Here is a 12,539-nt window from a genome sequence, read left to right as displayed (position 1 = left end):
TCGGTTGTTACGTTCGCTGCATAAAGGACTGATTGCCGGTCTGCTATCGAGAGAATGTGGAGAATAAGGTGGCCTTGCGCCGCCTTTTTTTGTTTCGTACTGCTCAAGGGAAAAATGAGAACATTTTGTAAAAAGTGAGAACATTCTTTATTAAATAATGGTAAAATTTTATTTAAAAACAATATATTTTATTGTAAAGATGTTATATTTTTTCCTAAAAATTGAGAACATTGTAAATGATCTCAGGGATGGATGTTATGGTGAATTGGGTAGAAAAGGCCAGGATGCTGGCCGTGGCAGCCGTCTTGACGATGGGAACGGCTCATGCCGAAAAGACGGTCGTTTTCTTTACGCCGTGGTCGAACACAAACGCGGTACTGTTCGTGGGGGGCGATTCCGTAGCCACGATGACGCCTCTCGAAAATTACTGCGGCTGGTTCAAGGCGACGGTGGATGCGCCTGCCGAGGGCTTCGGGGTCTACTTCAAGCAGACTGTCGGCCTCAACTACGTGGGTGCGGAGGGCATGGTTGCCGAGGAACCTTCGGTATCTAGCGAGATGATGCTGGATTCCGTTGCCGCCCTCTCCGATACGGTTTGGGTGCAGGGGTACAAGGCTGATGTTCCCGCGCTGTTTTCCGGTTACCCCGGCGTGCTTGGCGACTGCCCGCTCAAGAAGATTCCCGTGACCGTCTACGACTGGCTGCACGGTACCGATGGCGATGGCGACGGAAGCGGAAAAAACGGTGACCCCGCAAACGGCGTCAGCGCGGACTTCGGTTCGGGCGGGTGCTCCGGCAAGGACAAGGCTATTACGGGTATGGTCGAATACAGGCTCGGTGCGAACGGGGTTCCCGTGCGTGCGGACCCCTTCCCGGAAAAGTGCAAGATTACGGAGCATCTTGACAGCTGGTTCCTGCCCGAGGTTGTCGCCAAGGACAGTGCGGGCAACGAATACACGAACATGACCTGCCGCGACCTGTATGTATCTATGGACGACGAGGGTTTCTGGCTTGCGGAAGTTTCGAAGGACCAGATATCGAAAGGGAACGAGGCCAATTCGGACGGTATGTTCCTGCTGGACGATTTCGAGTTTCTCGACGATGCGGAGAAGGTTCCGAACCCTTACTACGACCAACTGAAGGGAACGAAGATAGGCAAGCACAACTTCGGGTATGCCGCAAAAATACAGGCGACGTTCGAGTATGTCCCGGGCCAGTACTTCGACTTTTACGGCGACGACGACGTGTGGGTGTTTATCGACAATCGCCTTGCGGTGGATATCGGCGGGCAGCATGGCCAGGTGGCGGGTGCTGTAGATCTCGATACCATCGGGCAGAATACCGGCGACATGCTTGTTCCGGGAAAGACGTACGACTTCCATATCTTTTACGTGGAGCGCCATACCGGTTCGTCTAATTTCCGCATGCGCACTTCTATTGACTTGCAGGTCGAGGCGTCGCTGTTCCTGACTTCGGACAGGCGCGGCTCTGGAATGAGTTACGAGGTATGGCAGATCAACAAGAAGAGCAAACTTTCCTGCAATTTCGACGCGAATTCTGCCGAGCGCGATACGACCGGTGGCGCGTCGACCTTCAAGCTTACCGGCGGTAACCTCGCGGGGCCCGAGATACTCGGGGTCGGTACCCATTACGAGGGAATCAAGATTACGAGCGATTCCACGTTCTCGATAGATTCTGCAGCGATTGTTTCGAACTACGCGCTTGCTCCCGGGCACTACTTCCTGGAAATTACCCTGAAGGCTGACCCGAGCCAGGTGACGAAGGTGGAGATTACCGTGCCGTCCTATTCCGTGCCGAGCGTCGCGTTCGCGAAGGAAGACTGGACTGTCCTCGGTACGCAGGTCTCTGGCGATACGGCGCAGATTGGCCCCTGGGCGTATGCGACTTACCAGGTGAATATCACGTTCTTCGAGGAATGGGCCGTCGTCAACAATTACAACCGCAAGATAAACCTATCGTTCTCGAATGCGGCGATAGATATCCTGGATGCGCCGGGCGGAAAGAAAATCAGCGCGGTGAACCTGGACGAGGATGGGCGTGCGACATTCTACGTACATGCGAATGCTCCCGTGTCCGGAGCCGTGCTCACGGCGAAGGGCGCCGCGGCGGGCGTTTCGGTATGGACCGACCTGAAGTTTGCCGAACCTCCCGCACCGCGTGTGGAGAAGGCTATTGCGATGGACCGGAACGGGGACGGGCGTGCCGACAGCCTGTACGTTCACTTTGAGCGCGCAGTCAATGGCAAGAGCCGTCTGGATTCTATCCAGCTGACCTTCGGTGAAACGTTCGTGGCGACGTCGAAATTCAAGATTGTGAACGATACCGACATCGTGCTTACTGCCGAAGACCTTGGCGCGGAATGTACCGGGAAGGTTTGCGGTTTTGGTAGTAGGCAGTTTACCGGAGATGCGTCGGGAATCTATTCTGGAAGCCTGAACAACTGGTTTACCTACGAAAATGAGGGTGAGGTCAGCAACTTCTTTATCGAGAACGAGCAGGTCGCCGACGGAGTCGGGCCCATCGTGCTTTCGGCCTCGAAAAAGATAAGCAAGGACGGGAGCAGGCTTATAGACATTACCTTCAGCGAGGCGATTTCTGAAGAGTCCCGGCACCTGTTTACTGAGATTTTTGAATACACCTGCATGCGCTCGGGGATAAACGAGAAGCCCGAAAGGCCTCTGCAGCAGGGCGGAACGGGAGCGCGCATGACGCTCATCTATACTTCGGGCGGGAACGGGGCTGTACTGCCGACGGATGGTGACCTGGTGAGGTTCGCGCCCAAGGGCGGTGCGCAGGACCTTGCCGGGAATGTACCGCATAGGGACAATCCGTGGGTTGCCATTACGGGCGACCAGGAACTCGGTGTAGAGAATCCGGGCGTAGTCTCGCTGGGAGAAGACCCTTATGGCATTGTCAGGAACGACACGATTACGCAGGTGAAGCTTGTTACGGACATAAGCCAGGACGTCCAGCAGATAGCGGATTCGCTCGGCGTGCAGGGCTCGCTTGTCGATTTTGATATCGCGAAGATTATGGTAGAGCAGACGAAGGATGCCGTCGAGAAGTTCGATGCCTTCGTGAAGTCTCGCGTCGGGAGCGAAACTGATTACGACACGACGATGGTCGGCATCAGCGAGCAGGAAGCCTTGACGCAGTTGTTCAACGACATTCGCGTGAACCTGGTGGATACCTCGTACGGTTTTAGCGAGCAGGCCATTAACGGGATTTTGGACGGTTCCATTACCGAGGACAACTACAGGTCCGTTGTCGGCGAGGGCGACCTGGAGCTCTTCGCGAAAATGGCGGAGGCGAATATCGAGGCGAGCCGCGATACGGTAATCACCATAGGGAATGTCCAGACCGTGACGCAGGCCGACCTCTTTGACGCCATCCGTAGCGGCAAGCTGGATGCGGAACTTGCGGAAGCGGGCGTTGCGCATGAACTTGTCGATGCCGTAAAGGCGGGCGAGGTGACCGAATTCAATCTCGAGGAATACCGTAGCGGCGAAAGGACGATTGTATCTGACGATGCCGTGGAACTGCACTACCGCACGTTCTATTACAGTCAGTTCGGCGAGTACGTGGGCGGAACGTCCAATACGATAAGGTGCTCCGACAAGGGCGTGTACGGCGAAGAGGGCTGCCTCAAGAACAAGGGAAATATCTTCCTTGCATGGAACATGCGTTCCAATAGCGGCCGCCTGGTCGGCACAGGCGTCTACATCTCGCGCCTAGAAATAAAAATTGTCGTGAACGGTAAAAATACACTTCACCAAGTTCACGACAATTTCTGGGGCGTGCGCCGCGGTAAAAACATTAGCGGCTTAGCATCTTCCCGTTGAGCGTTGCAATCCAGTGCTGGTTCTGGGCCTTTTCCGGCACCTTCAGGGTCGTTACCCCTTTCTTGATTCTGGTCTTGAACAGCGTGACGCCGTTCAGGTCGATGAGCGCGAAGGTTCCGCCCAGATCGGTCTGGATTTCAATCTTGTCGCCGTTCACGTTGAAGAAGTTGGTCGGCGAGAGCCTACTGAAATCGTCCAGGGCATCGGGAGGGGGCTCGACTTTGGATATGGTATCCTGCGGCCAGTCGGGAACGTGGATTATGGGCTCGGTCACGATGGGCTGTGCAGGTTCGGTAAATCCGAGCTGCTGGTCCATCCACTTCATGCGTTCCTTCATCTTCTTGCGGAGGTGCTCGAACTCGCCGTCCCAGGTGTCGGCATTGTAGCCGCCCATGGGCATGTTCATGCCCCACATGCCTTGCTGACCACCGCCCTGGTTGCAGTATTTCATCGGCTGCGGGTCACTGTCACCCTGTCCACTGGATTGCCCGAGGTTCGGCCAACGCTTGAAGTTTCTGTCGGCCGCTTTGGTCAGGTACGTCTTCATGGAGTCGAGATACACGTCCATGGTCTTGGAGTGCCATACGCCGCTGCGGAGTTCCGCCCAGCGCTTCTTGAGTTCGCTCTGGTAATGACTGTCTTTCCACATGCCAAGCAGCCAGTTGGGGATCTTGAGCCCGCTCATGCCCGTTTTCATGGTACTTTCGATTTGCCAGCCGGTGGTTCCGGAACTTCCCATTCCGCCACCGCCCATGCCGCCACCGCCCCACATGTTCCAGTTGAAGCCGTTGTTGCCGCCGTTGTTGTTGCCGCCGTTTTCGGGCTGGCTTCCGTTGCTCATGGCGAGGTTAAAGTCCCAAGCCGGGCCAAGCGTCACCTTGCCGCCCTTGCTATCCTTGGGTTTGTGCAAGAAGAAGCTGCACCAGTAGGAGTCGGAGTTGTTGGTCACTTCTTCGTGCAGCACGTAGTCGAGCGCGGAAGTCATGTCCACATAGTTTTCGTACCCGCTACCGTTCTTGCCGTTCTTGAACAGGTTTTCGAGATCTTCCAGGTACTTTTTCAAGTAGGCCTGTTGCTGTTGCTGGAGGTTCTCCTTTTTGGGATAGTGCATGATGACGTTCAGACCGTCGGCGGTCTTGAAGCCTTCCTTGTTGATGTCTTCGTTGCCCATGCCGCCGGTATTGGTGCCGGTCTTGTCGAATGCCCAGATGTAGCCGCCGGTCACGTCGTCGCCGCTAATGTCGGTTTCTTTGAGCTTGCTTACATTCACGCGATATTTGCCGCGCTTGATTTTTTCGATGAGCACGTACACGCCGCGGTACACGCCGTTGATGTAGAGGTCAAAGTGCTTGGTACGGGGGCTGTAGTGGCCTGCCTGCCTAAAGAGCCAGTGGGCGAGCGCATTGCGCATCAGGCTTTTGTCCACGTAGGGGCCGTGGAAAACCCAGTCGTCGGCAGGGGGCAGCCCGAACATGCTCACGTCCATGCCTTCGCCTTTTTCGTCGCGGACTTCCACGCTGTAGCCGGGCTTGGGGAACTTGGCCGAGGATTGCCCGCGGACCTTGATGCCGATATTGTAGTGCGTGCCCTTGGCGCTGTCGGCTACGTTGTTCGTTGCCGCGTCCAGCACGCTCATCGTGGCGGGTATTTTCTCGGTGACGTTCTGGTCTAGACACTTGTTCTTGGTGTCGATGAATACGATTGGCAAATCGTAGGTCTGCGCGAAAGCGGCTGTCGCTATGCAGAAGAACAGTGCGGATGTGATTTTTTTACTGGACATGGGTGACTCCTTAACCATACCACCATAAAATAAATGTCGGAGATGTTTATATAATGTTAAATGTGTTTTACGTGTTGTTTTCGCTTACAACTTAATTTTTTGCTAAAAAACGATAATTTCATGTTTTTTTGCAACGTCACGATGGTTTCGAACATCAAAAAGTTGTAATTTGAAAAACAGAGGAGGTACTTTATGTTCCGTTTTTTGCGAAAACAGCCGAAAACGATCCGTGGAATCCTGATCCTAGCATCGGCGCTGCTATTCCTGCCGTCCCAGGGACTGGCGCAGGAATTTACGCCGTCGGAGCTGGATACGCTAGTTGCAAACATCGCTTTATACCCGGACCCGCTTCTGGTGCAGGTACTTGCTGCTTCCACATACGGAGATCAGATTGCCCCTGCGAATTCGTGGGCACAATCGCATCGTCACCTTTCAGGGAAGGATCTTTCAAACGCAATGGCGTGGGCGAAACTGCCCTACGATGCTAGCGTGCAGGCCCTGATTCCCTTCCCGTCTGTTCTTGCCATGATGGCGAAGTATCCGGCCTGGACCGACCAGCTCGGTGATGCGGTCTTCATGCAAAAAGACGACGTGATGTCTGCTATCCAGCGTTTGCGTCGTTCGGCCGCGAAGTACGGACACTTGAAGAGTGATGACCGAGTAAAGGTCTCGAAAGGAGACAACATAACGATTCTGCCGGTCCGTACGGAGTATGTTTACGTGCCTGTGTATAATCCGCATTACGTATACTACCGCTATTATGATGGCTACACGCGCATCACGTATGCACCGGGCATCTGGATAGGTGGTTTTACCTACTGGGGATGGGGCTCTTGCTGGTTCGATTGGGGGCCGCGCGTCATCTACGTGCGCGATACCCGTTGGCACGCGCCCAGGCGTCATTACCATCACCATCGCCATTACGCGCCTCCTCCGCGCAAGCCGCACCATGTTGGCCCGAACCTTGGCGATGGCCACCGCAACCCGCCTCCGCAGCCTAGGCATTCGCAGCCGAAGCAGTTGCGCAAGGACCCGCCTCCTCCGCCACCTTCTAGGACAAAGGCGGAACCCGCATCGGGCAATGTTCGCGTATACCCGCACAGGAGCCAGGAGGAAGAAGAACCTCGCAGGCTAGAAGACAGGCCCCGCTCCAGGGATGAACGCCGGGATGACCGCTCGTCGTTCGGAAGGGATGTACCGTCTCAGTCGGGAACTTCTTATCCGCCTCCGCGTAGGTCCGATGACGACGACCGCCGCGGAGGAAGCGTTGGCCATGGTTCTGGCATCAAGCCGTTCAACCGTCGCTAGAATGCGTTCAGGATTGTCTTGATTGCATCGGCTGGGTCTTTTCCGCTAAGGCTAGGGAACAGGTCGAGAACCTGCTGATGCGTTTCGGGGTAAGTTCCTGTTTGTATAAAGGACATCCCATAGAGAATGAAGAGAATTTCTTCGAAGGTTTCCTTTTGGGAAACCTTTTTTGCAGGTCCCTTTTGCAACTGTTCAAGGATGTTGCGGAGCTTGTGTTCGCATTCAGACTTGAGCGCATCCTTGCGGGGTTCAAATCCGTCGAGAGGCTTGATTCCGCAGAGGGGGGCGTTCCTGTTTGCGATGTGCAGGTATTCAAGCGCATTCGTATCGAGCGTGCGAACGATTTCAGCGGGGCTGTAGAAGTGTCCGAACTCAATGTTGTCCCTGCGGGCGCGTTTGTCATGAACGTGAATTTTGGCAACTTCCTCGGAAGAGTTGTCCTTGAGGATAAAGTTCACCGTCCAGGGCTTTGCGAGCGCGTCGAAGCCTTCCGTAAGGCACTTGCCGGAGATGAAGGCCGAAATGAGGTTGTCTCCAAACGTGTCCTCGAAAATTTTTGGCCACTGTGAATTCTCGACCTCGCGGACGCTGAGCAGTTTTTTCATGTTGTCGAAGAATCCGAACCTTCGCCCCTTGCTCCCGAATGCGATAAGCAGGCCGAAAACGGCCGCGATGAATATCCATCCGCGTATGGTTAAGCCTTCTTCGGAGGGTTGTTCCTGCATGTCGATGTCGAACTTTTTTCCGGTGCTGTCGCTGATGGCGAAAGTGAGCCACCCGGCAAGTGAAAGGATGCCGTCGCCGTAGTGTTCCATGCGAAAGGAGGGGACAAGGAGATCCTGTTCTGCCTTCCGGATGGAGACTCTGTCAAGAATTTCGCTTGCGGTTCCCTTGGTCACGACCAGTTTTCGTCTTTGCTTCTGGACGACAAAAATAAGGACCTCGCCCTTGACGCCTGCATCTGCTTGCCATTTGTCTGCAATATCTGAAGCGTATTGAGCGACATCCCTCTCTCCGGTGTCGTCTAGAAGGACCGCATCGATGCTGATGCCGGTTTCTTTTGCAACTTCATCCGAGAGACGGTCAAAAAATTCAAGCTGCTGGGCGGAAACCAGGCGGTTCTCGTCGTAAACGTGGCTCTTTTCGGGACGGGTGGGAAGCCCGAACGTAGCGGAATAAAAAACGAGAAAAAACGCAGAGAGTATTTTGGCGTGCGGAATCACCTATTCGACATCCATCAGGATGAATTTCCGGGTGACGTTCACTTTCTTGGTGTCCGCCTTTCCCTTGAGCATATTGCGGATAAAACTATAGACGCTCTGCGAGTCGGGGAATTCTGCAGGATCGGCGTAGACGATCATGTCGATGGTCTTTGCCGTCATCACGTTCACGTTCACCCGCTTGAAGGACTTTTTGAGCCCGGAGGCGATGTCGTCATGGAGGTCTTCGATCTGTTCTTCGTCGAAATCCCCTTTGAGGTTCATGACAATCTTGTATTGCGTTCCCTGGTTGAGGTCCTGCTGCCAGTAGGCGAGAATCTTCTTTTCGAGTAGGGGCATGCCGCGTTTAGCCGCGTCATGGAGACAGGTCTTGATCGTCGTCTGGTCGGAAGCGCCGCAGTCGGGATCCTGAATGGTTTCGCTGCCGAGAAGCCTTGCCGTGGAGGATTCGTAGGCGTTCAGTTCCACGGTGATGGATTTCATTTTTGCATTTCCGGCGAACTTGATGTAGACATCGGCACCGAGGGAGAGGCTGGCGAGATACGACAGGTCTTCGTCCGTTTCTGCAATGTCGTTTTGCATCTGGACCAGGTTGTCGAGATCGGCTTGGCCTTCAAGGGATTTTACGTCGTATTTCTTCTTGGTGAGGTATTCGTTGATGGATTCCATCAAGGCACGGGCGAAGGGGTTGTTCTGCACGACCTGGAATTCGGGAATCCCGTTTCCGTTGTGGGCGGGAGTGACGAGGATGGTCGGTTGCGGCAGCTCTGCTGTTGCGTCTTGCTCGGGGGCCGCCTGTTCGACAATCTCGACCGATTGTACCTGGGGCTCGGTTTCGGGGGCGTCTCCTCCGGCGCAGGCCACGAGGATGAACGGAATTGAGAGCAGGATAGAGGTATATCGCATAAAAACCGCCTATTTAGATTTTTTTCTGTTATTTTTACAAAAAAAATCAGAGATTACTATTCCAAAATATAGTATCTCGAAAAAATGTTTGTTTTTTTCTTTAAAAATGTTTCCTTTTTTTGATTTGCATATATACATTTAGACTTGAAGATGTAAAGAGGTGTGCTTTTTGATTTTGTGTTTGGAGTATTGTTATGAAGGAAAAATGGATTTGGTTGCCGGACTGGGCTTCGGACCTGTCCCTCTGGGAAGATGATTTGACGGATGCCTGCGCATCTGCCTCCCATACCTTTGTGCCTTACGAGAAAATGTCTCAGTCCCTCGAAGACGTCTATGCGATAGATGGGCTCTCGAAGGCCGACATGGTAGTTGGCTGGGGAATGGCTTGCCTCCTGCTCATGCTGGGTGCGTCGAAGCGCCCGAAAGGACAAAACTGGATTTTTCTTTCGCCCTACGCGGACTTTTGTGATGACGATGGCCCCTGGAATTCGGAAAACCTGCTGTTCAAGTCCCGCGAAATTTTCCAGACCCCGGATGTGGTTCTCGATGCCTTCAAGGAACAGTTTGGCGAGGAGTATAGCGAATGGCCCGACGAATGGGCCGATGCTGCGCGGAAAATGGACGCGGCAAGCCTCTCGGAGGGGTTAAAGTTCCTTGCTTCCCATCGGATTGAATGTCCGGTTGCAAGTGGTGAAGGTATCCAGGTCCTCTATGGTCGCATGGACCAGGACGTGACGCCCTCCATGACGCTCAAGCTAAGGGAACTTTTGCCGGGCGCGACATTCAAGGAGCGGCCCAAGTCGGGCCATTGGCCTCCGATGATGCTATTCTAGTTTTCTGTTCGACCCCGGTCTTTTTTTTGCTTCGCTAAATACTATATTAGCGGAGCGTTTTTAGTGTTTTTAGCGGAGCTTTTTGCGGAGCTTCCTTAATTGTCTGGAGATTTTGATGGCGCGCATTGTTGACGAAGAAGTTTTGGACAGGGAGCTGAATCCGGAGCAGGCGGCTGCCGCAAAGAAGATCGATGGCCCGATGCTTATTCTGGCTGGTGCAGGTTCGGGAAAGACCCGCGCTATAACCTACAAGATTGCGCATCTTGTGTCACGCCACCATGTTGAGCCGGGTCGCGTTCTTGCGGTGACGTTCACGAACAAGGCTGCCCGCGAGATGACCGGGCGTATCCAGAAGCTGCTCGATTGCGATATGCGGTTCCCTTGGATGGGGACGTTCCATTCGGTTTGCCTTCGATTGCTGAAACGTTGCCTGAACATGGAAGCGGTGCTCAGGGCTTTTGGTGGAAAGTGGTATGATGCAAATTTTTCTATCTACGATGACGACGACCAGAAGCGCATCCTGAAGCAGATTCTCAAGGAAGACCTGGGGGACGAATGTGATGCCGCCGAAATCAAGCGTGTGCATGGTGCGATTTCGCGCTACAAGAATACGGTGCTCTATGTGGGCGGCTGTGCAGAACTGCAAACTCCGGATGTGGCGCTCTCACGGGCCGAATTCGCAGATGAGGAACGCTACGCCCGCTATTATGCCGAATACCAGAAACGTCTCCTGGAATCGAATGCGATGGATTTCGACGACCTGCTGTTCAATACGGTTCTCATGCTCCAGAGAGTTTCGAACCTGGCTGAACAGCTCCAGTCGCATTTTGATTTTGTGGTGGTGGACGAATACCAGGATACGAACGATGTGCAGTATGAACTCTTGAAGTTGCTGATTAATGACCAGCGTAACGTGACCGTGGTCGGCGATGACGACCAGAGCATTTACGGTTGGCGTGGCGCGAATATCAAGATTATCCGCAACTTCCACCGCGACTTTGCGCCGGTGACGATTGTGAAACTCGAACGCAACTACCGTTCCACGTCTAATATTGTGAAGGGAGCGGGTTCCGTAATTGCACATAACATTCGACCCGCCGAAATGGAGAAGAACGTGTTCTCGAAAGAAGAAGCGGGCGACCCTATCCGCGTGCGGCATTTGGTGGATGACCGTTCGGAAGCGCAGCAGATTGCGGAAAATATCAGTGTAGCGGGCGAGGCGAACTTTTCGAAGACGGCAATCTTCTACCGCACTAATGCTCAATCCCGCGTGATAGAAAAGGCTTTGAATGACTTGCGTATTCCCTCGGTTATTTTCGGGGGAACGCGCTTCTGGGATAGAAAGGAAATCAAGGATATACTGGCCTACTTGCGTCTCCTTGCAAACGAGAAGGACGATGCAGCCCACTTGCGCGTTATCAATACGCCGCCACGCGCCATTGGTAAGACCACGGTGGAAACGGTGCTGGAACGAGTCCGTAATGGCGATGGTACATTCTGGCAGGTGCTTGTTTCCGAGGCGAACGGAACGGGTCGTTCTGCTCCGAAACTCAAGGGCTTTACGGATCTGGTCCAGGGCTGGAAGAATCTTGTTGCGGCGGGAGAGACTCCGCTTCCGATTCTTGCGGAACACATCATCGCCGATACGGGATACAAGGAATTTTTACGCAAGGAAGATGAGCTTACGGCGGACGAACGCATTGCGAACATCGACGAAATGGTGAACGCCATCCGCGAATTCGACGAGGAACATCCCGATGCGACCCTGGATGCGTTCTTGCAGGACATCTCGCTATTGACGGATGCCGACAAGAAGGTGGATGATTCGAAGGGCGCCGTGACGCTCATGACCATCCACATGGCGAAGGGACTTGAATTCAATACGGTTCACATTGCCGGTTGTGACGAAGAAATCTTCCCGCTGGTGCGAGGTTCATCGTTTGCGACGGACAAGGAAATGCGCGAGCAGATGGAAGAGGAACGCCGCCTGTTCTACGTGGGCTGCACCCGCGCCGAAAAGAAACTTTATCTGTACCACGCCGAAAGACGCTTCTACCAGGGAACCGTCAGGCCGTTTTTGCCGTCGAGGTTCCTCAAGGAGCTTGATTCGTCGGTGGTCGAGTTTACGCCGTGTGTTGATACGCGCCCGGCATTCGGCTCTGAATTTGGCTATTCGCCAGCCGCACCACGCTACAACAAGGCGCCCGATTTTGCCCTGAAGGGAGGGCGTCCTTCGCCATCGGGCTCTTTCGGTTCCGGATCCCGAGGTGGGTTCAGTCGTCCGGGCTCGGTTCCTGCTTCTGTCCGTAAGAACGACCAGCGTATTGTTTACCGCAATCCAATCAAGGTGACTCCTGTTGCAAAACCGGCAGCTCCGAGCGGTCCGCGCGTTGTCTACGATGAATATAGCGAGAATCCGTATCATCCGGGAGCCCGCGTGCGTCATTCCAAGTACGGGGTGGGCACGATAACCAAATGCTATGGCACGGGAGATAGCGCCCGTGTGGATGTCCGCTTCAACAGCGACAACGTGGTTCGGACCATCATTCTTAAGTATGCCGCGCTCGAAATTATGGGTTAGGGCGTATTTTGCAAACGATTGTTGCTCTCCTCGGGAAAATAAATTGCT

At 54.0% G+C, this 12,539-nt stretch carries 7 protein-coding genes; 4 read left to right on the top strand and 3 right to left on the bottom strand.

Going from position 1 to position 12,539, the window contains the following annotated elements:
• Nucleotides 1–257 precede the first annotated feature (257 nt).
• The gene (locus B2952_RS02200; protein WP_290735498.1) at nucleotides 258–3,863 is read left to right on the top strand and encodes a fibro-slime domain-containing protein; all 3,606 of its coding nucleotides are present in this window, start codon (nucleotides 258–260) and stop codon (nucleotides 3,861–3,863) included.
• On the opposite strand, the gene B2952_RS02195 is transcribed toward B2952_RS02200, so the two are convergent.
• Nucleotides 3,838–5,643: a CotH kinase family protein gene (locus B2952_RS02195; protein ID WP_290735500.1), complete on the bottom strand. Its 1,806-nt coding sequence runs from the start codon at nucleotides 5,641–5,643 to the stop codon at nucleotides 3,838–3,840. The genes B2952_RS02200 and B2952_RS02195 overlap by 26 nt on opposite strands.
• Before the next feature lie 192 nt (nucleotides 5,644–5,835).
• On the opposite strand from B2952_RS02195, the gene B2952_RS02190 reads away from it, so the two are divergent.
• Complete coding sequence (locus tag B2952_RS02190) at nucleotides 5,836–6,951, top strand: DUF3300 domain-containing protein (protein WP_290735503.1); 1,116 nt, start codon at nucleotides 5,836–5,838, stop codon at nucleotides 6,949–6,951.
• On the opposite strand, the gene B2952_RS02185 is transcribed toward B2952_RS02190, so the two are convergent.
• Complete coding sequence (locus tag B2952_RS02185) at nucleotides 6,948–8,174, bottom strand: TPM domain-containing protein (RefSeq protein WP_290735506.1); 1,227 nt, start codon at nucleotides 8,172–8,174, stop codon at nucleotides 6,948–6,950. The two genes, B2952_RS02190 and B2952_RS02185, sit on opposite strands and share 4 nt — an antisense overlap.
• Nucleotides 8,175–9,077: a DUF6175 family protein gene (locus B2952_RS02180; RefSeq protein WP_290735507.1), complete on the bottom strand. Its 903-nt coding sequence runs from the start codon at nucleotides 9,075–9,077 to the stop codon at nucleotides 8,175–8,177. It lies immediately after the preceding gene.
• A 194-nt stretch (nucleotides 9,078–9,271) separates the two neighbouring features.
• Between B2952_RS02180 and B2952_RS02175 the strand changes: the two genes are divergently transcribed.
• Both B2952_RS02175 and B2952_RS02170 read left to right on the top strand, forming a co-directional pair.
• Nucleotides 9,272–9,910, top strand: coding sequence for an alpha/beta fold hydrolase (locus B2952_RS02175; RefSeq protein WP_290735509.1), 639 nt, complete (start codon nucleotides 9,272–9,274; stop codon nucleotides 9,908–9,910).
• Between the two features lie 115 nt (nucleotides 9,911–10,025).
• Nucleotides 10,026–12,491 (top strand): ATP-dependent helicase, encoded by a 2,466-nt coding sequence (locus tag B2952_RS02170; protein ID WP_290729136.1) that lies wholly within the window; start codon nucleotides 10,026–10,028, stop codon nucleotides 12,489–12,491.
• Nucleotides 12,492–12,539 lie beyond the last annotated feature (48 nt).

The sequence above is a fragment of the Fibrobacter sp. UBA7003 genome (assembly GCA_002449765.1).
Classification (GTDB): domain Bacteria; phylum Fibrobacterota; class Fibrobacteria; order Fibrobacterales; family Fibrobacteraceae; genus Fibrobacter.
This window is presented reverse-complemented; position numbering and strand designations above follow the sequence as displayed.